Here is a 19,940-nt window from a genome sequence, read left to right on the forward strand (position 1 = left end):
ATACTCTTGCATCGACCCCGCATCGGTCAGCGCGCCTGGAAACGCCCGTGGAGCCGGCGGAAATGTCGCGGCGGCATTACAGCCTGGCCACCTTGCGAAGCATTGTCGCGGCCTGGGACGAGCGGAAGCGCTTTCGCTGGGAACTTGAGCAAATGTTGAAGGACAATCCTCATTTGATCGAAGATATCGGTCTGACGAGACGGCAGGTCGAGGCAGAGATCGCCAAGCCCTTCTGGCGGCGATAATCCTCGTCGCCGCAAGGTCGCGAGCCGATTCACCTCGTTCTGCGCCAAAAGCATCTCGGAACGGTACCCGCTCGCGCCGGTCGCCGCGCGGACACTGACAAATAGCCCGACCACGGGGAAAACCGGCCACACGCTCTTCGGCAACATCCGGAACTCGCGCCGCTCGTTTGAGTTGAACTCCATTCCAGCCGGCAAAACGGGATCCTGAGATGAGCCTGCCCGCCCAACGCCGAATGCGTCTCTCCGGTGGAACCGAGCTCGCCTACGTCACTGCGGGCGATCCATCCAGCCCCGCTTTGCTCCTCTTGCATGGGTTTCCCAGCTCCGCACGTGCATTCCGCGACGTGATTCCGGGACTGGCTGGCGCAGCCTATGTGATCGCGCCCGACCTCCCGGGCCATGGCCAGTCCGACGTTCCGCCGACACCTTCCTTCGCCGCGATCAGCGAGGCAATTTCCGAATTGCTGGCCCACCTCGTGATCGGGCGTCGTTTCATCTACGTGCATGACTGGGGCACCGCTGTGGGCCTGCAGATCGCCATGCAAGCGCCCGAGCTGGTTTCGGGCCTCATCATCCAGAACGCAAACGCACATCGTACCGGCTTCGGGCCCCTGTGGGACGCCGCATTGAAGTTCTGGTCAGAACCGACAAAAGAGAACGAAGCGGCCGCAACCCCCGACCTGACCTTTGAATTCACGCGCGAGCAATATACGGTCGGTCTGCCGGAGGAGGTCGTCGCCACGATCAAAGGCGAACCCTGGGTCGAGGACTGGAGGGTGATGAACCTTCCCGGCCGCATGGAGACCCACCGCGCGCTGATCGCCGATTATAAGAACCACGCCGCGCGTTTCGATGCGATCGCCGGCTATCTCAAGAAATGGCAGCCGCCGGCACTCATGCTATGGGGCCGTCACGAGCCCTATTTCGATATCGCCGAGACGCTGTCGTGGATGCAGGACCTACCACGTATGGAGGCTCATATTTTCGACGGCGGGCATTTCCTGCTCGAGACGCATGCCGAACCAGCACTCTCCCTCATGCTGGAGTTCATCAAGCGAACACAGAAGAGACTCACGCAATTCCGGTCGCTCTAGGCCCAACCCGAAACCAGAGTCGGCGGCGATTCCATCCCGCGAGTCCCGAGATCAAGCAGGGACGTAGGTCAACCTGATCACGTCCTCGCCAATCCGATCAGCGGTCATAAGGCGGAGCGGCGGCCGGGGTCCGGCGAAATATGGCTTGCCGTGGCCTAGCACGACGGGGTGCAGGTAGATTCGATACTCATCGATCAGGCCAAGTTCGGTGAGGCTTCGCGCCAAGTTAGGGCCAGCAACTTCGATCTCCCCGGCGCGCTCGGCCTTCAGCTCGCGGATCGCGCCCTCAAGATCATTCCCAACAAGCCTGGCGTTGGGGCCGACGGCCTTCAACGAGCGCGAGACGACCCATTTCGGCTGGTTCCGCCACGCCGCCGCGAAGGCGTGTTGCTCTGCATCCCATTCAGGATGATCGTCGTCCCAGTAGCGCATGATCTCATACATTTGGCGACCGTACACACTGCCCGCCTGTCCCTGAGCCTCCTCGATGAAGTGGCGGAAGAGCGTGAGGCTTGGCGCAAACGCCATGTGGTCGACATAGCCGTCGAGGGACTGGTTCATTCCGAACACGAGCTTAGCCATTATCCATCTCCTTTCCTTACGCGGCACATCCACGCGGCTCTGATTGCGTTATCGATTATAAGCTGGATCGACCGATGGCCGATCGGCAGAAGCGGTGTGGAAGGTGGTGGCGTCAATTGGCTTGCGGGCTTCGATTTCGAGATCAAGGTCATCGCCCGCATCCCTTCGACGACGAGCAGGCATCCGGCGGACACGCGCTGATCGCTCGCCCTGCAGTTTCTGTATTGGCGATTGTACCCCGACGACGGAAACGGCAGCGCGCCCCAGCACGGGCCCGCGATGTCCGTCCAACGATGAATATGCGAGCTTGGCCTTGGGCCAAAATACGTCATTCGGCCGCAAACGATACAAACTTTTTCAGCACCGATCACCGCCGTTACTACGCTTCCTCGCCTCTTGGCTATTTCGCGCTCCTCGCGCGGATAGTTCCAGCGGCAATGGGCGGCAATTTTCGGTGTTGGGGCGTCTGGAATGGCGGAAAATGGCGCGCGGGACGCGAGATGAAACTGGGCACCGCTATGTGATTGAAGTCGCTCTGTACAAAACTTTCAGGCGCTTTCAGGAGCCTTGGCCTGTGCGAGGTCCTGCAGGAACTCTTCCATTAGCGGCCTGTCACCGAACCGGCGGTAGGCGCGCTCTGCTTCCAGCGAGAATGCCGGATGCGCCTCGACCAGCTTTGCCATCGTCTGCTGGGCTGCCTCGACCTCTCCGCCCCCGGCCTGCAAAGCGGCCTGAATCAGAAGGCAGTTTGCATCGCGCGGCGCCCGGATCAGGCATTCCTCTATAACGGCGGAGGCCTCATCGCGGCGGTCAGCCGCGTAGAGCGCCTGCCCGTGCACATAGGCATAGTACTCGGGCGCCATAGGATGAAGGCGGCGGGCCCGCTCTGCGTTGGCGACGGCATCATCATACTCCCCGAAGCGAACCTGCGCCTTTGCAAGCGCCATCATGCTGTCGGGATCGTTAGGGTTGAGCTCCACAGCGCGCCGTGCGGCCTGCAAGCCGCCTGAATAGTCGCCCTGCAGGGCAAGCCCGAAGCTGATGACCTGATAGCCAAGGCCAAGATTGGGATCGAGGCGGACCGCCTGCCGGGCTTCGCTAAGCCCAAGATGGAGCTCCGGCGCGTTTGCCCGGCCGTCACCGCTCTGCGCCACGCTGGCGATAAAAGTCAGCGCGAGGCCTGCGCGGGCGGCCGCATAGGACGGGTCCATTTCAAGGGCGCGCTGGTAGAGGCCCCGCGCTTCCAGAATGTCCTGCGGGTCATTGGCGCCGTGGCGGTAGCGGTTGCGGGCCTGCAGCACGAGGTCATAGGCCTGCAGATTGTCGGTCGGGCGCTCCGCTGCCGCCTGCGCCTCGCTCCTGCCGATATAGGGCGCGATCTGCGCGACGATTTCAGTGGTCAGCTCGCTCTGGACGGCGAACACGTCGGCGACCTGCCGGTCAAAACTGCGCGACCACAGGTGCGCGCCTGTCTTTACATCGATCAGCTGCGCCGACACGCGAAGCTGGTCGCCTTCACGGCGGGCGCTGCCTTCAACCACATAATCAACGCCGAGCTTCGCCCCGAGCTTGCGCACGTCCGTATCCTGCCCGTGCACGGCGTAGGTGGAATCGCGCGCGATCACCTGCAGCTCTGAATTGCGGGCAAGGGCTGTCGTCACATCCTCGGTCAGTCCGTCCGCGAAATACGATTGCTCGCCACTGCCGCTCATCGCGGCAAAAGGCATGACCGCCACTGACGGCCGGGGGTCGGCGCGGCTCTGGTCCATCGACAAGACCGCCGGGATGCGGCTGACCATGGCTGCCAGGGGCAGCGGCTGGATTTGGGTGCCGATGAGGATGAGGGCTATGGCGGCCGCGCCATAAGACCAGCGGGCGGCGGTGCTGCGCAGCACCTGCGGCACCTGCCGCCATGGCGACCACGGAGAGCCCGTGCGCCTTACGCGGTAGACGTTGAGAAGTTCGGGAATGTTCTTGGCCCGCCTGCGGCCGATGCGGACGAACCTGTCCGCGCTGTTGCGGTCGGCCGCCATCACCACGGCGCCGCTGACGAATATCTGCCCCGGATCGCACATGGCCTCGAGACGGGCGGCCACATTGACGCCGTCGCCGTATACGTCGCCGTCATCTTCGATGACATCGCCAAGATTGATGCCGATGCGCAGCTCGAACGGGCCCTTGTCGAAGCCTTCCTGTATGGCCAGCGCCGCATCAACCGCTTCGTTGACGCTGGGAAACATCGCGAGAAAGCCGTCTCCCGTCGTCTTGACGATGCGTCCGCCATGGCGGGCAATGGTCGGGTCAATGAGCTCATCAAAAACAGCGCGCAGCTTCGCGTAGGTGGAAGCCTCGTTTTCAGCCATCAGCAGGCTGTAGCCGGCGATATCGGCGGCCATGATTGCCGCGAGCTTGCGTTCCATCAGCATTGTTCCTGAGCGGCGGGCCATGCACGGACTATAACTACTGACACTTAAGGCGACGCACGGCCCAAGATTAGACCCATAATCCAGGATAGGCTTATCAACACAGCTCATAAATGCGTGATGATTGTGGCCTATGCCGTTCTGACCTTCGTCAGCCATCATCTGCTTCGTCCGGAGGCGCGGTTCGAGGCTGCCGATCTAGCCTCAACCCGTTCAAACGGCGACATAAATCCGCTTCGCTTCATCCGCGGAGCGGAAATTTTCAACATCCGGCGCTACCCTAGCGTGGCTCCTTCCGCCGCGGTTTGGGCAGCCCGCGCCGCTCCGGCTTTCGCCTTTTCTGTCCGCTCCTGGTGCTTTTTGCCCCATTCCGCCAGCGGGGCGAGCGCCAGGTCGAGCTCGGCGCCTTCCGGCGTGACCGAATATTCGACGCGCGGCGGCACTTGGTGAAACACCTCGCGGTGGATGATGCCGTCTGCCTCCATCTCGCGCAGGTGCTGGATCAGCATCTTCTCGCTGATCTCCGGCTGCAGCCTCTTCAGTTCGCCGAAGCGGCAGGGCTGCGCCTGGTGTATCTGCCAGAGCAAAAGTGCCTTCCACTTACCGCCGATCACCGCAAGCGCGGGGCCCAATCCGCAACTGTCCGGCAGTTTTCTTTGTTTTTTTTCCAAGGAACTCTCCAATTCTGAGGCTTTGGTAGGTACCTTACTTTTTTGTCTGTACTTGCGCAATCGAAAGGACCTGCCTAGCTTCGGGCAAGGACGCCGAAGCATGCAGGCAGAAGGCCAGCGGCAAGGCTTCCACTGGGACAGTTTTCGCTCGCAAAAGCGGCCGCCCCCGACAGTTTCAAACCGACACACCGCGGCGCCCCTCGCGCCGGGATAAGGACGAATCATGAGCAGATTTCAGGGCAAGAAGGCCGTTATCATCGGCGGCACACATGGAATGGGACTGGCGGTGGCGCAGGCGTTGAGCGACGGCGACGCCGACGTCCTGATCACGGGGCGCAATGAAAAGAACCTCGCGGACGCCCGTCAGGCGCTTGGCGGCAGCGTCCATGCGGTCCGGTCCGATATCGCCAGCATGGACGACATCGCCCTGATCAGCGCGGAGGTGGGGCAGAAACTCGGCGAGATCGATTTCCTGCACGTGAACGCCGGCGTGTCGGAGCTGGAACCGTTCGACCAGGTCACCGAAGCGTCCTACGATCGCCAGTTCAACGTCAACACCAGGGGCGCATTTTTCACCACCCAGCGCCTCATACCGCTGATCAAGGAGGGCGGTGCGATCGTCTTCACCTCGTCGATCGCCGAGGATTCCGGCACCGCCGGCATGGCGGTGTATTCGGCCAGCAAGGCGGCGCTGCGCGCCTTCGGCAAGGTGCTGGCATCGGAACTCCTGCCGCGAAAAATCCGCGTCAACGTCGTGAGTCCCGGCTTCATCGACACGCCGACCATGGGCGTTGCGGGCGCCTCGGCGGAAGAGCGCGCCGCCTTCATGAAGGTCGGCGACGAGGTGACGCCGATGAAGCGCCACGGCACGCCGGAGGAGGTGGCGCGCACCGTTTTATTCCTCGCCTTCGACGCCACCTTCACCACCGGCGAGCGGATCAAGGTCGACGGTGGCCTCGGCCAGGACCTGTCGCCGGCCATGGGGTGAATAGGAACGCCGCACGCATAGCTCGCCGCGTAACTTCACGATCGAACCGAAAAGAAAGAAAACAAATGTCCGACGTATCCGTCATCGGCCTTGGCGCCATGGGCTCGGCCCTGGCCGCGGCGCTCCTGAAAAGCGGCCTCAGCGTCACAGTGTGGAACCGTTCGCCGGCCAAGGCTGAGGCGCTCGTGGCCAAAGGCGCTGTCGCCGCCGCGAGCGTCAAGGATGCCGTCGAGGCGAGCAAACTGGTGGTCGCCTGCCTGCTTGTCTACGATACCGTGTATGAGGCGTTCGAGCCGGCAAAGGATGCGCTTGCCGGCCGCACGCTGGTCAACCTCACCAACGGCACGCCGGCGCAGGCGCGCGAGATGGCACAATGGGCAGCCACCCAGGGCGCCGACTACCTCGACGGCGGCATCATGGCGGTTCCGCCGATGATCGGCCAAGCCGAGGCACTGATCCTCTACAGCGGTGCGCATGCGGCGTTCGAGGCGCACGGGAAAACGCTCGGCGCGCTAGGGGCAGCCAGATATCTCGGCGACGACGCCGGGCTGGCACCGTTGCACGACATTGCCCTGCTCACCGCCATGTACGGCCTGTTCTCGGGCGTCACGCATGCCTTCGCGCTGACCGGATCGGAAAAGGTGCCGGCGGAAAAATTCCTGCCGATGCTGACCAACTGGCTCGGGGCGGTCTTGACATGGCTGCCCGACATGGCGCGGCGGATCGACAGCGGCGACTACCGCAGCGATGTCGTCTCGAACCTCGAAATGCAGGCGGCGGCCTTCGACAACTTTATCGCGGCCAGCGAGGGCCAGGGCGTCAGCTCCGAACTGATCGCGCCGATGTTCCAACTTTTAAAAAAAGCCGTCGCATCGGGCTATGGCGATGCCGACCAGGCGAGCCTGGTCGAGATGATCAGGACTAAGCCGCAGGCCGAGAGGCAGCTTGCCTCATGAGTCCCCGATAGTCACGAATGGTCGCCGAGGCCGATGGGCCGTCTGTTGTCCTTCCGGTTTTCGGGCGCGATGGGCTAGAAAGCTGACGTTCTCTTCCGACCCGAGTCGGTCATGTGATGGAGCGCCAGAGCCCCAAAGGCGGACCATCGACAGCTTTTTGAGGTGAGCGTAGCGAGATCCGTCAATGGGCGGATGCCGAAAAACGGCTCCGACCCGAAAACAGCAGCTTTATCATTTTTTGAGTCATGCGCGGTAAGGTTCCGCGCATGAAGACTTACTTGATCATCACCGGCGTCGGCGCGTTCGTGGCGCTGACAATGCCATGGCTGGTCATCATCGGCAGTTTCCTGATCATCCCGGGGCTCATCCTCGCGTCGATGCCAACGGCCTTCATGTATGGCGTCGCCTTCGCGCTGTTCCGCTTGCTGCTCGGAAGTTTCCTTTCAGGGGTTCCTCTGAACGTCATGTCGGGCGCCGCGACGCTGGCACTGTTCTGGACCATCCCCCAGCCAAGCCTCACCTGGGCGAGCGGCATGCTGGCCAGCCTGGAGGAGCCGGACATTCAGTCGAGCGCACCGATCGCGCTCAAGGGCGACATTCTCCTCGCCCGCCCGTTCGAGGGCCGTTGCGATGCATTGTGCGCGGCATTGCTCAAGACCCCGGGCGTCACTTCGGTTCGCGTCCAGACCCTTCGCGGTCATTCCAATACCTATCGCGTCGTGCCGGACTCGACGCCCGGCAAACGAAGCACCGTCATCGGGCATGGCCTGCTGGAAGAGCGGCGCTACGATGCCTCGGATCCGCTTGCCCCTCAGCGCGCGCTGGAAGCCGAATGGAACCTGATGATGTCAGAGGGCAAGGCGCTGCTGCAAAGCGACGACGCTCCCGAACCCGACTTCACCATCGCGATCGAGGACGGCCCCGCCATGCCCGATGCCAAGCCTCGATCGGGGGACTGGTCGCTTGAACCCTCCGCACCCCACCGCAGGGCGCTCACCATCACTGACGCCGGCGAACAGGTGCTGCTGCGGCAGTCGATCCTGTCGATCTTTGCTCCGGCGGCGCCATTGCTGATCGGGACTTCGGGCGGGATCGAGAACTTCCGGTTCGGCTGGGCGCGTCGGCGGCTCGGTGACGGAAGGATGTACGCCGAGGTTCTGGTCAACCGGCTGCTAGTTGACCACACCAGCGTTTCGCGCGGCGTGAATATCGAAGCGGCGAAAACGAGAACGCGCAAGGAACTTGCCAGAGCGCTCGACGATCCGCGTAAGCCAGGGAGCGATCCCGCGTTCGCGCTCGCCAATCAGTGGATGGAATCGTTCCGCGCGAACGACCAGCCGCTCGGTGAGAGCGACCGGCGTCTGCTGGTTCGCGTCTTGGAGGACCCGCGGGTGCGATCCTCAGACGGGCTGTGGGCGATCATCAAACAGGTCGATGGCGCCTCCGCCGATCTGCGGCGGCTCGCTGGCCGCCGCTACCTCGCGGCCACAGACAAGAAGGAGGCGCGCCACTGGATCAATGCCCTGGCCGGCCTCCCGGTAGGTGCATACGCCGATCCTCTGCCGGAAGAGCGCGCGATTCTCGCCGATCCGGCGGTCAGCCGCTTTGCCACCGGCCTGATCGAGCGCCAGGGCGACCGCGGCGTCGATGCCGTGCCCGACCTGTTGCGGCTGCTGCGCGAGTACTCCGTCTACGATCCGGGCAAGTATGGCTTCAGCGACCTGACCGCGGCTACCGATGCCGTGCGAAGCGGCTTTCGCCGCATTGGCCCTGCGGCCTCTTTCGCACGGCCTGAGATCGAGCACCTCCTGGCTTCGCCGGGTCTGGAGTACCGCTACAAGACGCTCGGCCAGGAAGAATGGGACACGTTGCTGGTCGTCCTCGGGAAGCCTGTCGAAACGCTTACCAAGCCGGAAAACCGAAGTGGTACCGACGCGAGATACCGCGAGCGCGTCGCTCAACGGGCCGCCAGGCCTTACGATCCACGCCGGGATTGATCGCGAAACGGAAAGAAGAATGTTCGGGCGCGGCGCACCGGATATCTCGTGAGCGAGCCTTCGCTCATGGGCGCCGACGCGACGGATGCCGAACTGCTCGCCAAGGGCATTTACCTTGCTCTGCTTGGCGTCTTCGCGACCCGCCGTTACAATCCGGCCTTGGCCGAGGATGCTGTGTTCAGGCGCGTCGTCGATCTTGCGCTGGATGCTGTGGAAGGCGATGACGAGTGTTCATTCCATTTTCCCGCCGAGTCTGGATAGCCCGCCAGAAGCCGGACAACACAAGGCGCGGACGGCGTTGCCGATCACGTCGGCGGGGCTTCTAGCCTTTAGGTCCGGTTAGCACGTGCGCGCTCCTCTAGCTTCGCCCGAGCCTCATTCACCTTTTCAGACCCTGGACCCGTCCAGCCTTCAACCGGATGCCTTTCGGTGTCGCTGTTATGGCCTTGGCTAACCCTATAAGCGTTCACGTGGTCCCACGCATGCTCAATGTAGTAAGTGTCTGCATCGGTATCGTAGCACAGGTACCACCAGTCCTCGTTTTCGGCGAGTTGGCCCTTCACACGTTTTGCAATTTGTTCCTTCAGGACAGGCATCGTTTCTCCTAGGCTTTCCGCGAAGCGCCGCGCCGGGAAGGCACGCATTTTACATCCCATGATCTCCCGATGCCAAAGCTGGGAAGATATCGGCGAGACTTTGGCGGCTAAGTTCCTGCATATTTTGGAGAAAATGGCGCGCCCGAAGAGATTCGAACTCCTGACCCCCAGATTCGTAGTCTGGTGCTCTATCCAGCTGAGCTACGGGCGCGCAACAGGCCATGCTTTGCATGGCCCGCGATCCGATCCTTAACGACCGGCCGCGATGTGACGTGTTCCCTAGCGACTGAATTTCCGAAAAGCAAGCCGATCCGGCAAAAGTTTTGTTGTTCGTGCCTTGGCAAGGATCGGGCGGGGCAAGGATCAGGCCGGGCGGCGCAGGCTGTTGCGGGCCTGGTCGAGCCGGACCGGCTGGTCGGGGATGGTGACCGCGAATGTGGTGCGGCCGCCTCTGCTTTCGAGAAGCTCCACCGTGCCGCCATGGGCGCGGATCAGTTCATGGGCGATCGCCAGGCCAAGGCCGGTGCCGCCGCTGCGGGCAGAGCCGCGGAACGCCGCGAACAGGTTCTCGCGCGCCTTCGGCGGCAGGCCGGGGCCGGTGTCGGTGACGGTGATGCGGCTGACGCTGCCGACGCGCTCGGCCGACACCTCCAGCCGGCGCACCACCGCACTTTCCGCGTCCGCCGCCATCGCCTGCACGGCGTTGCGGCAAAGATTGGTGAGCACGCGAAAAAGCTGATCGGAATCGGCATCCACCTCGAAAGCCAGATCGACGGCATTGACGAATTCGATGCCGCCTTCGGTGTCGAGAAGGCCGTGGACGTCGTCGACCAGCTGGCGCAGCCTGAGCCTGCGGCGCGAGGGCGGCGGCTCCTGGGTGCGGCCATAGGCGAGCACACCTTCCGAATAGGACACGGCACGATCGAGCGCGCGCAGCAGCTTCGGCGCGAAGGCCTGCACGGTCGGGTCCTTGACCTGGCGCAGACGGTCCGACATCAGCTGCGCCGACGCCAGGATATTGCGCATGTCGTGGTTGATCTTCGACACGGCGAGGCCAAGGTCGGCGAGATGCTTCTGCTCGGAGAGCATCTTTTGCAGCCGCTCCTGCATCTGCGAAAGCTCACGCTCTGCAACCCCGATCTCGTCGGCGCGGGCGGCAGGGCGGATGATCCGCCCGGGGTCGTCCGGCGCCTCGGAGAAGGCCAGCATCGAGCGCGTCATCGTCCGGATCGGGCCGATCATGATCAGATCTATGGCGGCATAGACCAGCATGGCGGTGAACAGCGAGATCAGCAGCGAGACAAAGGCTACGTTGCGCGAATAGATGAGCATGGCATTGCGCAGGCTATAGTCGGGCATGATCAGCTCGAATTCCTTGTCGCTGTCGCCGACCGGGCCGAAAACGCGCAGCATCCGCTCGCCGCCGAAAAACAGCGTGTCCAGAGCGCCGGTCATGCCCTCGACAACGCCGACATTGGCGATATCGATATGTTCATCGACATGCGGCGGCATCTCAGCCACGACCAGAAGCCGCGAGACACCGCCGTCGCGCACGGCGATCGCCTTGGCGCCGATCGCCATCAGCACATCGTTCTGGGCGGCGCGGGACAGCGAGGCGGGCTCTCCCTGCACCAGCACGATCGAGACGGCCGCGGCGGTGCTCAGCCTCTCCTTCAGCCAACTCAGCCGATAGCTGGCGATCCAGGGCAGAAAGATAAGGATTTCGGCCATGAGCACGAAGACGATGGTGAGCAGCAGGAGCTTTGTCGACAATCCACGCGACAACGGCACCCTCCGGGCGGCCGCGGTCGCCCCGTCGGTCCTTTCCTCCGCGGATGGGATTTCACTCATGCTGCTTTTTCTTCACGATCAATTGATCAGCCAAGATTAGGCCATTGCGGCTTTTTTGCCAATTTCATCCTTCGTCCCAATACGGGATAAGACCGCCCAGACTTCGGCCATCACTTCAGCCATCGGCCTGACGGTGCCGGATGTCGGCGCCGGATTGACTTCCAAAACCCTTCTTTCTATAAGCCCGCTCACGCTCGGGCCATTCGTCCCGGCGCGGTTTCGATCGCGCCAAAGCCGGCCGGGCAAAGCTCCTGTTACAGAGTAACAGAATCAAGAAGGGCCGCACCCCGCGGTATTAAAACAAATGAAGCGTACCTACCAACCGTCCAAACTCGTCCGCAAACGCCGGCACGGTTTTCGTGCCCGCATGGCCACCAAGGGTGGTCGTGGCGTCGTCGCAGCCCGCCGCAACCGCGGCCGCAAGCGGCTCAGCGCCTGAACGGAAGACGAGATCGTTGCCCGCAACCGGCAAGCCAGTGGGAGCACATCCCAAGCGGCTTCTGAAGCGCGCGGAATTCCTGGCCGTCCGGCGTGGCGAAAAGCGCCGCGGGCGGCTTTTTCTCGTCGAGGTTCTGGACCGCAGCGACGCAGAGGCGCCTCGCGTCGGCTACACGGTCACCAAGAAGGTCGGCAACGCAGTCGTCCGCAACCGCATCCGGCGGCGGCTGAGAGAAGCCGTGCGCACGCATGCCGCGGGTGACATGAAGCCTGGCAATGACTATGTCATCGTCGGGCGCGAAGATGTGCTTACCATTCCGTTCGGCCAGCTGAAGGCCGAACTCTCCCGCCGATTGCGCGGAACACGATAGGCCAAGGCTTTCGATGGAAAACAACCGGAACTTCTTCATCACCATCGCGCTGTCGGTGCTGATCCTGTCGCTTTGGCAGTATTTTTACGTGCTGCCGCACAGCGAGGCGCAACGCGAGGCGGCTCGTATCGAAGAGCAGCGGCTAGCGGAGCAGAAGAAGGCGACCCAAGGCGCCAGTCCGAGCAGCAGCGGAACGCCGGTGCCGCAGCAAGGCGCCATTCCTAATGCACCCAATGCACCGGGAACCGACGGCACGACGCTGGCCAGCCGCGAGCAGGCGCTGGCGTCGACCAAGCGCGTCAGAATCGACACGCCGAGCCTGGAGGGCTCGATCAACCTCACCGGCGCCCGTCTCGACGACCTCAAGCTCAAGCACTACACGCTGACGGTCGACAAGAACTCGCCCGAGATCGAACTGCTCAACCCGGCAGCGCTGCCCACGGGCTACTATGCCGAGATCGGCTTTGTCGGCAGCGACAAGACCGGCACGGTGCCGGGCCCGGAAACGGTGTGGACCGTCGACGGCAATGCGACGCTGACGCCGGCGACTCCGGTCACGCTGAGCTTCACCAACGACAAGGGCCTGACCTTCAAGCGCACCTTCTCCGTCGACAGCGACTACATGTTCACGGTCTCGGACACGGTGCAGAATTCAGGCTCAACCTCAGTCACCCTGTCGAATTACGGCCGTGTCACCCGCTTCGACAAGCCTGCCGTTGCCAGCATCTATGTGCTGCATGAGGGGCTGATCGGTGTCACCGGCACAGAAGGCCTGCAGGAACACAAATATGCGGCCGTCGAGGAGGACAAGCAGTTTACGCCGGGCAAGTCGACCGATGGCTGGCTCGGCATCACCGACAAATACTGGGCGGTGACGCTGGTGCCGACCGAGAAGCAGCCGTTCCAGCCGCGTTACGCCTATTTCGAGGACGGCCGCCCGCGCTACCAGGCCGACTTCCTGACCGACCCGATCACCGTTGATGCCGGCCAGTCGGCGACGGTCGAGACCGAAATCTTCGCCGGCGCCAAGGAAGTCGCCAAGGTCAACGCCTATGCGGAAGATCGCCATATCAGGCTGTTCGACCGTTTGATCGACTGGGGATGGTTCATCTGGATCACCAAGCCGATGTTCTACCTGATCGACACGATGTACAAATTCTTCGGCAATTTCGGCCTGGCCATCCTGGCCACCACCGTCGTCGTCAAGGCCGTTTTCTATCCGCTCGCCAACAAATCCTACGCGTCGATGGCGAACATGAAGAAGGTGCAGCCCAAGATGCTCGAGATCCGCGAGAAGTACGCGGACGACAAGATGAAGCAGCAACAGGCGATGATGGAACTCTACAAGACCGAGAAGATCAATCCGCTCGCCGGCTGCTGGCCGGTGGCGCTGCAGATCCCGGTCTTCTTCGCGCTCTACAAGGTGCTCTACATCACCATCGAGATGCGGCACGCACCGTTCTTCGGCTGGATCCAGGATCTGGCGGCGCCCGACCCGACCTCGATCTTCAACCTGTTCGGCCTCATTCCGATCGCGCTGCCGGACATGTTGATGATCGGCGTCTGGCCGCTGATCATGGGCCTGACCATGTTCCTGCAGATGCGCATGAACCCGACGCCGCCGGACCCGACGCAGGCCATGATCTTCACCTGGATGCCGGTGGTCTTCACGTTCATGATGGCGGGTTTTCCGGCAGGCCTCGTTATCTACTGGGCCTGGAACAATCTGCTTTCGATCATCCAGCAAGGCGTGATCATGAAGCGTCAGGGCGCCAAGATCGAGTTGTGGGACAATCTGGTCGCGCTGTTCCGGAAGAAACCGTCGCCGGCGGAGTAGCCGGCGCTCGCTTTTTGCGAATCCAGAAAAGCCCCGGCGCGGCGGTAGACGCCGCCGCGACCTATAAGCTCGCCGTCGTTTCAGGAGCGCTCCGTCGATGAACAGGTAGGGATGATCCGCTGCGCACGCGGTTGGTGCTGCCGGGCGGATCACGCTATTTTGACCTTGCCTGTTATTTCGTCGATGGAGCCACACCATGATCGGACCGAACCCCAACATCAAGCACCCGATCCCGATGCATACCCGCGTCGGTTTCCTGAAGGGACTGGTCACGGCGCCGAATATCGAGATCGGCGACTTCACCTATTATGACGATCCGGACGGGCCGGACAAATTCGCCGAGCGGTGCGTGCTGCATCATTATCCATTCATCGGCGACCGGCTGATCATCGGCAAGTTCTGCGCCATCGCCGAGGGCTCGCGCTTCATCATGAACGGCGCCAATCATGCCATGTCCGGCTTTTCGACCTATCCGTTCAACATCTTCGGCCATGGCTGGGAAGAAGGTTTCGACCCGGCGACATGGTCGAGGGAATTGCGCGGCGACACGGTGGTCGGCAATGATGTATGGATCGGCATGGAAGCGGCGATCCTGCCCGGCGTGACGATCGGCCATGGCGCCGTCGTTGCGGCGAAATCGGTGGTGACGCATGACGTGCCACCGTATGCGATCGTCGCCGGCAATGCGGCCAAGGTGGTGAAGATGCGCTTCGACGACAGGACCATCCGGCGGCTTTTGGCGGCGGCGTGGTGGGATTGGCCGGTGGAAAAGATCAGCCGCAACCTCAATGCCATTCGTGGCGCCGATATTTCTCTTCTGGAGGCAGCGGTTTGAACGCGTTGAACAAGACCGTGATCGGCATCGAGCTGTTCACGCGGCCGTGGATCTTCATCCGCGGCGTGCCGGCGATGAAATTCCTGCCGCCGGAAGGGCCGCCGGAGATCGCCTTTGCCGGCCGCTCGAATGTCGGCAAATCGTCGCTGATCAACGCGCTGGTCAACCAGAAGGGGCTGGCGCGCACGTCCAACACGCCGGGGCGAACGCAGGAACTCAACTATTTCGTTCCGGGTGGATTTTCCGGCGAAGGCGCCGACCTGCCGCCGATGGCGCTGGTCGACATGCCTGGCTACGGCTACGCCACCGCGCCCAAGGAAAAGGTCGACGACTGGACGAAACTCGTCTTCGACTATCTCAAGGGCCGCGTCACGCTGAAGCGGGTCTACGTGCTGATTGACGCCCGCCATGGCGTCAAGGCCAAGGACGATGAGGTGCTGTCGCTGCTCGACAAGGCGGCGGTGTCGTACCAGATCGTGCTGACCAAGACCGACAAGATCAAGGCGGCCGGTGTGCCGCGGCTGATCGAAGAGACACTGCAGAAAATCAAGAAGCGGCCGGCCGCGTTTCCGTTCGTCCTCGCCACGTCGTCGGAAAAGATCGAGGGCCTCGAGGAATTGCGCGCGGCGATCGTGCTGGCGGCCAATGGTGGCTAGGGCATGTCGCGCAAAAGTGTGCAGCGGCTTGCGATAACGACATGCATAAAACAACAACCTAAAGCGCGTCGCGTGAGGCCGATCAAACACGACGCGCTTTAGGACTTTGCCTCTAGCGCAATCGTCTGGGTGCTTTCTTCCGTGGCAAGCCTTTCGGTGCCGTAAGCCTTCAGGAACATGCTGACGCCAGACCTGACGATGTGATCGATTTCATCCTGGCTCGGGGCTTTGGTGCGGTAGGCGAATATGCACTGACGAAAAAGACCTGCAAGGCACAGTTCGGTGAACTGATAGGCGGCAAGATCGACGTCGTCGATCTTGAGCAGGCCGCGCTCGATGGCGGCATTGAGAAAAGCAACGACCTTGTCATGGCCGCGTTTCGGGCCGCGCTCGTAAAAACGCGCGCCAAGTTCGGGAATTCTGTCGGACGCGCCGATTACCGTGCGCTGCGCCTGGACGACCTTGGCCGAGGTGATCTTGAGGGACAGCACCTTGCCGAACTTCACCAGCGTCTCGCGAAGGTCGTCGGCGCGGTCGAGCAGATCGTACATGTTCTTGAAGATCGTGCCGCGCTCTTCCTCGATCAGCGCTTCGAACAGTTCTTCCTTGTTGGCGAAGTAGACATAGATCGTGCCCTTGGAAACGCCGGCCTCGCGGGTGATGTCGTTCATCGACGCCGCCTCGAAGCCCTTGTCGATGAAGACACGACGCGCGCCCTCGATGATCTGGCTGCGCTTGACCGGGTCCTGTCCCGCCGCGGGGCGGCCGCGACGCAGGCCATCCAGCAGATCGCACTGGTCCTTGTCGGGTTCGGTCATAACGTCACACCTCGAAAAATATTCGAACCGATCGGTTCGATCACTCTTGATATGGCCCTCTCCCTGCGCTAGGTCAACGTTTACATCGAACCGAACGGTTCAGTCTGACTGACTTCCCAGAGAGATGGCTCGTTTCCAGAGAAATGCCAAGAGTGATTCCATGTCCTCGAACGCAACCCCCACCGCCGACGTCCGCCCATTCCCCAACGCCAAGGTCGTGCCAGCAATCGAGGCGCCGAATGCACCGACCGAGCCCGCAATAAGTCCTCCGGCCGACACGCCGGCGAAAAAGAAGCGTTCGGCACGCTCCTTTCTGTTGCCGATCATCGCGCTTGGCTTGCTGGGCGCAGGCGCCTGGTATGGCTACGATTACTGGACCGACGGGCGCTTCATGATCTCAACCGACGACGCCTATGTCCAGGCCGACATGGCATTCATATCGCCGAAAATTTCCGGCTATGTCGATCAGGTCAAGGTGACCGAGAACCAGCAGGTCAAGGCCGGCGACCCGCTGCTGGTCGTCGACAATGGCGACTACAAAATAGCGGTCGCCCAAGCCGAAGCGCAGATTGCCACCTTGAGCAAGACGCTAGACCGGATCGACGCCCAGACCGAGGCGGCGCGCGCATCGCTCGAACAGGCGCAGGCGCAGAAGACCGCCGACCAGGCCGCCGCCGCCAATGCGGCGCGCGTTCAAGCGCGCGCCGCCCAATTGCTCAAGACACATGTCGGCACTCAGGCCCAACTGGATGATGCCCAGACCGCGGTCGAGCAGGCTAATGCCGCCCTTGTAGGCGCCGACGCCCAGATCGCGGCGGCTGAGGCCAATATCGGCGTGCTTCAGGCGCAGCGCGCGGAGACGGCGAGCACGCTGGCGTCGCTGCAGCTTGCCCGGGACAAGGCCGCGCGGGACCTGTCCTTCACCGTGCTGCGCGCGCCCTATGACGGTGTCGTCGGCAACCGCTCCGTCGAGCAGGGCGACCTGATCAGCCCCGGACAAAAGCTCGCCGTCATCGTGCCGATGGACAAGCTCTACATCGTCGCCAATTTCAAGGAGACCCAGCTTGCCCAGCTGGTGCCTGGCGAAAAGGTCAGGATTTCGGTCGACGCGATCGACGGCCAGGATTTCGAAGGCACCGTCTCGTCGCTGGCGCCGGCATCCGGCGCGGTGTTCTCGCTGCTGCCGCCGGAAAACGCCACCGGCAATTTCACCAAGGTTGTGCAGCGCGTCCCGGTTCGCATCGACGTGCCGGCGGATGTGCTGAAGACAGGCAAGCTGCGCGCCGGCCTCAGCGTCGTCGTCGCCGTCGACAGCCGCACCGCACCTTCGGCGTCAAAGTAAGCAGGCCCCGGAGCAACGTCATGGCGACCGCAACCCTGACCGCGGGATCGGCGCCGGCCAAGCCCGTCGACCACATAGAGCCGCGCCGCATCATCGCCTTCCTGGCGATGGTGTTCGGCATGTTCATGGCGATCCTCGATATCCAGATCGTCTCGGCCTCGCTGGCCGAGATCCAGGCGGGCTTGGGCGCCAGTTCCGACGAAATTCCGTGGGTGCAGACTGCCTATCTGATCGCCGAAGTCATCATGATCCCGCTATCCGGTTTTCTCAGCCGGATGCTGTCGACGCGTGTGCTGTTCACCGTCTCCGCGGCTGGCTTCACCGCCGCGAGTGCGCTGGCGGCGACCGCCACCAACATCGACCAGATGATCGTCTACCGCGCCATCCAGGGCTTCATCGGCGGCGGCATGATCCCAAGCGTCTTCGCTGCCGCCTTCACCATCTTCCCGCCGTCGCGCCGCGCCATGGTGTCGCCGATGATCGGCCTGGTGGCGACGCTGGCACCGACCATCGGCCCGACCGTCGGCGGCTATATAAGCCATGCCACGTCCTGGCACTGGCTGTTCCTGATCAATGTGGTGCCCGGCATCCTGGTGACCGCCGCGGCGTGGTCGCTGATCGACTTCGACAAGCCCAATCTCAGCCTGTTCCGCAAGTTCGACTGGTGGGGCCTCGCCGGCATGGCGGCTTTTCTCGGCTCGCTGGAATATGTGCTCGAGGAAGGTCCTAACAACGACTGGCTTCAGGACCAGGCCGTGTTCATCTGCGCCATCCTGATGACGACCGGCGCGGTGCTGTTCTTCTGGCGCGCCTTCACCGCCGAGGAGCCGATCGTCGACCTGAAAGCCTTCACCAACGTCAACTTCGCTTTCGGTTCGCTGTTCTCCTTCGTCATCGGCATCGGCCTCTACGGCCTGACCTATCTCTATCCGGTGTATCTCGGACGCATCCGCGGCTACGATTCCTTGATGATCGGCGAGGCGCTGTTCGTCAGCGGCCTTGCGATGTTCGTCACCGCGCCCATTTCCGGCATCCTGTCGCGCAAGATGGATCCGCGGCTGATGATGATGATCGGCTTCTTCGGCTTCGCCGCCGGCACCTGGCGCATGACCTATCTGACCGCCGACTGGGATTTCTGGGAGCTTTTGGTGCCGCAGATCCTGCGCGGCGCATCGATGATGCTGTGCATGGTGCCGATCAACAACATCGCGCTGGGAACGCTACCGCCTGACCGGCTGAAGAATGCATCCGGCCTGTTCAATCTCACCCGCAATCTCGGTGGCGCCGTCGGCCTTGCCGTCATCAACACCGTGCTGATCGACCGCAACGCCTTCCACTACGCAAGGCTGGCCGAGCATGTGCAATGGGGCAGCGCCGAGGCGCAGACCAAGCTGCAGAACATGACGCTCGACTTCCAGCAGAATGCCGGCCTGGACGCGTCCAAGGCGGGGATCTCCAAACTGTCTGCTATGGTCCAGCAGCAGGCGTCGCTGCTGTCCTTCATGGACGTGTTCTATCTCTTGACGGCGCTGTTCGCCACGCTGGCGATCTTCACCATGGTCATCCGCAAACCGGCCGAGCCAGCGGACGGAGGTGGCGGACACTGATCGCGCAACTTTGCGCGTCCAAAAGGACGCGCGGCGTTGTAGGTCAGGCGGTGGCCGGCTTGAAGGTCAGGGCGACGCCGTTGATGCAATGACGCAAGCCGGTCGGCGGCGGACCGTCGTCGAAGACATGGCCGAGATGGCCACCGCAGCGGCGGCAGTGGACCTCGGTTCGGGTCATGCCGAGGGACCTGTCCACGGTCTTGCCGACGGCGTTGGGAATCTCCTGCCAGAAGCTCGGCCAGCCGGTGCCGGAATCAAACTTCGTCTCGGACGAATAGAGCGGCAGGTCGCAGCCGGCACAGGCGAAGATGCCCTTGCGGTGCTCGTTGAGCAGCGGGCTGGTGCCGGGATATTCGGTGCCTTCCTTGCGCAGTACATTGAAAGCCGCGTCGGACAGGATGGCGCGCCACTCGGCCTCGGTCTTCGTCACCTCGAAGGTTTCGGCCGCGTGTGCGCCCTGCGGCCGGCCCATGCGCAGCGTTGCTGCCGTGCCTGCCAACAATGCCACAGCGGCACCGCTCCAAAGAAAGTCGCGCCGGATCATCGCCATTCCTCCTCTGTCCATTTGCCAAATTCGACCGTCACATGGAAATCAAAAGCTAGTGACGGCCTGCCCCTGACAACGGCACTCCG

General features: G+C 62.7%; 20 protein-coding genes, 1 tRNA gene and 1 pseudogene. 14 read left to right on the forward strand and 8 right to left on the reverse strand.

Annotated features, from left to right (window positions below; all coding sequences use genetic code 11):
• The first annotated feature begins 62 nt into the window (after nucleotides 1–62).
• Both AC0L25_RS04255 and AC0L25_RS04260 read left to right on the forward strand, forming a co-directional pair.
• Nucleotides 63–245 carry a DUF1127 domain-containing protein gene (locus AC0L25_RS04255; protein WP_473594400.1) on the forward strand — a complete coding sequence of 61 codons (183 nt, stop codon included), beginning with the start codon at nucleotides 63–65 and terminating at the stop codon, nucleotides 243–245.
• A 209-nt stretch (nucleotides 246–454) separates the two neighbouring features.
• Complete coding sequence (locus AC0L25_RS04260) at nucleotides 455–1,339, forward strand: alpha/beta fold hydrolase (protein WP_473594325.1); 885 nt, start codon at nucleotides 455–457, stop codon at nucleotides 1,337–1,339.
• A gap of 51 nt (nucleotides 1,340–1,390) precedes the next feature.
• Here AC0L25_RS04260 and AC0L25_RS04265 read toward each other — a convergent pair whose 3' ends face one another.
• Entirely contained in the window at nucleotides 1,391–1,921 is a 531-nt protein-coding gene (locus tag AC0L25_RS04265; RefSeq protein ID WP_473594326.1) for a dihydrofolate reductase family protein, read from the reverse strand.
• Nucleotides 1,922–2,029: 108 nt separating this feature from the next.
• Here AC0L25_RS04265 and AC0L25_RS04270 point away from each other — a divergent pair.
• Nucleotides 2,030–2,122: pseudogene (locus tag AC0L25_RS04270) on the forward strand (RidA family protein); the annotation flags it as partial.
• 347 nt (nucleotides 2,123–2,469) lie between these two features.
• Here AC0L25_RS04270 and AC0L25_RS04275 read toward each other — a convergent pair.
• Together AC0L25_RS04275 and AC0L25_RS04280 are read right to left on the reverse strand one after the other, a co-directional pair.
• The gene (locus tag AC0L25_RS04275; protein ID WP_473594327.1) at nucleotides 2,470–4,341 is read right to left on the reverse strand and encodes a tetratricopeptide repeat protein; all 1,872 of its coding nucleotides are present in this window, start codon (nucleotides 4,339–4,341) and stop codon (nucleotides 2,470–2,472) included.
• Between the two features lie 278 nt (nucleotides 4,342–4,619).
• Nucleotides 4,620–5,015, reverse strand: a complete 396-nt coding sequence (locus tag AC0L25_RS04280) for a winged helix-turn-helix transcriptional regulator (RefSeq protein WP_473594328.1) — start codon at nucleotides 5,013–5,015, stop codon at nucleotides 4,620–4,622.
• Nucleotides 5,016–5,238: 223 nt separating this feature from the next.
• Between AC0L25_RS04280 and AC0L25_RS04285 the strand changes: the two genes are divergently transcribed.
• From AC0L25_RS04285 to AC0L25_RS04300, 4 genes are all read left to right on the forward strand, one after another.
• Nucleotides 5,239–6,003: an SDR family oxidoreductase gene (locus AC0L25_RS04285; protein ID WP_473594329.1), complete on the forward strand. Its 765-nt coding sequence runs from the start codon at nucleotides 5,239–5,241 to the stop codon at nucleotides 6,001–6,003.
• Between the two features lie 65 nt (nucleotides 6,004–6,068).
• Nucleotides 6,069–6,959 carry an NAD(P)-dependent oxidoreductase gene (locus AC0L25_RS04290; protein WP_473594330.1) on the forward strand — a complete coding sequence of 297 codons (891 nt, stop codon included), beginning with the start codon at nucleotides 6,069–6,071 and terminating at the stop codon, nucleotides 6,957–6,959.
• A 266-nt stretch (nucleotides 6,960–7,225) separates the two neighbouring features.
• Nucleotides 7,226–8,956 carry a hypothetical protein gene (locus tag AC0L25_RS04295; protein ID WP_473594331.1) on the forward strand — a complete coding sequence of 577 codons (1,731 nt, stop codon included), beginning with the start codon at nucleotides 7,226–7,228 and terminating at the stop codon, nucleotides 8,954–8,956.
• Between the two features lie 48 nt (nucleotides 8,957–9,004).
• Nucleotides 9,005–9,217, forward strand: a complete 213-nt coding sequence (locus tag AC0L25_RS04300; RefSeq protein ID WP_473594332.1) for a hypothetical protein — start codon at nucleotides 9,005–9,007, stop codon at nucleotides 9,215–9,217.
• A 68-nt stretch (nucleotides 9,218–9,285) separates the two neighbouring features.
• Here AC0L25_RS04300 and AC0L25_RS04305 read toward each other — a convergent pair whose 3' ends face one another.
• From AC0L25_RS04305 to AC0L25_RS04315, 3 genes are all read right to left on the reverse strand, one after another.
• The gene (locus tag AC0L25_RS04305) at nucleotides 9,286–9,600 is read right to left on the reverse strand and encodes a hypothetical protein (protein WP_473594333.1); all 315 of its coding nucleotides are present in this window, start codon (nucleotides 9,598–9,600) and stop codon (nucleotides 9,286–9,288) included.
• A gap of 86 nt (nucleotides 9,601–9,686) precedes the next feature.
• A tRNA-Arg gene (locus AC0L25_RS04310) sits at nucleotides 9,687–9,763 on the reverse strand.
• Nucleotides 9,764–9,915: 152 nt separating this feature from the next.
• Nucleotides 9,916–11,403 (reverse strand): ATP-binding protein, encoded by a 1,488-nt coding sequence (locus AC0L25_RS04315; RefSeq protein ID WP_473594334.1) that lies wholly within the window; start codon nucleotides 11,401–11,403, stop codon nucleotides 9,916–9,918.
• A 304-nt stretch (nucleotides 11,404–11,707) separates the two neighbouring features.
• Between AC0L25_RS04315 and rpmH the strand changes: the two genes are divergently transcribed.
• The 5 genes from rpmH (at nucleotide 11,708) to yihA (ending at nucleotide 15,540) form a co-directional block, all read left to right on the forward strand.
• Nucleotides 11,708–11,842 (forward strand): 50S ribosomal protein L34, encoded by a 135-nt coding sequence (gene rpmH / locus AC0L25_RS04320; RefSeq protein ID WP_008833937.1) that lies wholly within the window; start codon nucleotides 11,708–11,710, stop codon nucleotides 11,840–11,842.
• A gap of 16 nt (nucleotides 11,843–11,858) precedes the next feature.
• Entirely contained in the window at nucleotides 11,859–12,212 is a 354-nt protein-coding gene (rnpA, locus tag AC0L25_RS04325) for a ribonuclease P protein component (RefSeq protein ID WP_473594335.1), read from the forward strand.
• Between the two features lie 13 nt (nucleotides 12,213–12,225).
• Complete coding sequence (gene yidC / locus AC0L25_RS04330; RefSeq protein ID WP_473594336.1) at nucleotides 12,226–14,049, forward strand: membrane protein insertase YidC; 1,824 nt, start codon at nucleotides 12,226–12,228, stop codon at nucleotides 14,047–14,049.
• Nucleotides 14,050–14,245: 196 nt separating this feature from the next.
• Nucleotides 14,246–14,884, forward strand: a complete 639-nt coding sequence (locus AC0L25_RS04335) for a CatB-related O-acetyltransferase (protein WP_473594337.1) — start codon at nucleotides 14,246–14,248, stop codon at nucleotides 14,882–14,884.
• On the forward strand, nucleotides 14,881–15,540 hold the full coding sequence (gene yihA / locus AC0L25_RS04340) for a ribosome biogenesis GTP-binding protein YihA/YsxC (protein WP_473594338.1): 660 nt from the start codon (nucleotides 14,881–14,883) through the stop codon (nucleotides 15,538–15,540). The genes AC0L25_RS04335 and yihA overlap by 4 nt, the downstream gene beginning before the upstream one ends.
• 98 nt (nucleotides 15,541–15,638) lie before the next feature.
• On the opposite strand, the gene AC0L25_RS04345 is transcribed toward yihA, so the two are convergent.
• Entirely contained in the window at nucleotides 15,639–16,358 is a 720-nt protein-coding gene (locus AC0L25_RS04345) for a TetR/AcrR family transcriptional regulator (protein ID WP_473594339.1), read from the reverse strand.
• A gap of 160 nt (nucleotides 16,359–16,518) precedes the next feature.
• On the opposite strand from AC0L25_RS04345, the gene AC0L25_RS04350 reads away from it, so the two are divergent.
• A complete protein-coding gene (locus AC0L25_RS04350; protein WP_473594340.1) occupies nucleotides 16,519–17,700 on the forward strand; it encodes an HlyD family secretion protein in 1,182 nt (393 codons plus the stop codon).
• 20 nt (nucleotides 17,701–17,720) lie between these two features.
• On the forward strand, nucleotides 17,721–19,307 hold the full coding sequence (locus AC0L25_RS04355; protein WP_473594341.1) for a DHA2 family efflux MFS transporter permease subunit: 1,587 nt from the start codon (nucleotides 17,721–17,723) through the stop codon (nucleotides 19,305–19,307).
• Nucleotides 19,308–19,350: 43 nt separating this feature from the next.
• Here AC0L25_RS04355 and msrB read toward each other — a convergent pair whose 3' ends face one another.
• Nucleotides 19,351–19,851, reverse strand: coding sequence for a peptide-methionine (R)-S-oxide reductase MsrB (gene msrB / locus AC0L25_RS04360; protein WP_473594342.1), 501 nt, complete (start codon nucleotides 19,849–19,851; stop codon nucleotides 19,351–19,353).
• Nucleotides 19,852–19,940: the final 89 nt, after the last annotated feature.

Source organism: Mesorhizobium sp. WSM4813, assembly GCF_055811555.1.

Bases quoted from the DNA above. Each gene is read 5' to 3' on its own strand.
- AC0L25_RS04255 (WP_473594400.1), top strand. From the start codon at position 63: ATGTCGCGGCGGCATTACAGCCTGGCCACCTTGCGAAGCATTGTCGCG.
- AC0L25_RS04260 (WP_473594325.1), top strand. From the start codon at position 455: ATGAGCCTGCCCGCCCAACGCCGAATGCGTCTCTCCGGTGGAACCGAG.
- AC0L25_RS04265 (WP_473594326.1), bottom strand. From the start codon at position 1,921: ATGGCTAAGCTCGTGTTCGGAATGAACCAGTCCCTCGACGGCTATGTC.
- AC0L25_RS04275 (WP_473594327.1), bottom strand. From the start codon at position 4,341: ATGGAACGCAAGCTCGCGGCAATCATGGCCGCCGATATCGCCGGCTAC.
- AC0L25_RS04285 (WP_473594329.1), top strand. From the start codon at position 5,239: ATGAGCAGATTTCAGGGCAAGAAGGCCGTTATCATCGGCGGCACACAT.
- AC0L25_RS04290 (WP_473594330.1), top strand. From the start codon at position 6,069: ATGTCCGACGTATCCGTCATCGGCCTTGGCGCCATGGGCTCGGCCCTG.
- AC0L25_RS04295 (WP_473594331.1), top strand. From the start codon at position 7,226: ATGAAGACTTACTTGATCATCACCGGCGTCGGCGCGTTCGTGGCGCTG.
- AC0L25_RS04305 (WP_473594333.1), bottom strand. From the start codon at position 9,600: ATGCGTGCCTTCCCGGCGCGGCGCTTCGCGGAAAGCCTAGGAGAAACG.
- AC0L25_RS04315 (WP_473594334.1), bottom strand. From the start codon at position 11,403: ATGAGTGAAATCCCATCCGCGGAGGAAAGGACCGACGGGGCGACCGCG.
- rpmH (WP_008833937.1), top strand. From the start codon at position 11,708: ATGAAGCGTACCTACCAACCGTCCAAACTCGTCCGCAAACGCCGGCAC.
- yidC (WP_473594336.1), top strand. From the start codon at position 12,226: ATGGAAAACAACCGGAACTTCTTCATCACCATCGCGCTGTCGGTGCTG.
- AC0L25_RS04335 (WP_473594337.1), top strand. From the start codon at position 14,246: ATGATCGGACCGAACCCCAACATCAAGCACCCGATCCCGATGCATACC.
- AC0L25_RS04345 (WP_473594339.1), bottom strand. From the start codon at position 16,358: ATGACCGAACCCGACAAGGACCAGTGCGATCTGCTGGATGGCCTGCGT.
- AC0L25_RS04350 (WP_473594340.1), top strand. From the start codon at position 16,519: ATGTCCTCGAACGCAACCCCCACCGCCGACGTCCGCCCATTCCCCAAC.
- AC0L25_RS04355 (WP_473594341.1), top strand. From the start codon at position 17,721: ATGGCGACCGCAACCCTGACCGCGGGATCGGCGCCGGCCAAGCCCGTC.
- msrB (WP_473594342.1), bottom strand. From the start codon at position 19,851: ATGATCCGGCGCGACTTTCTTTGGAGCGGTGCCGCTGTGGCATTGTTG.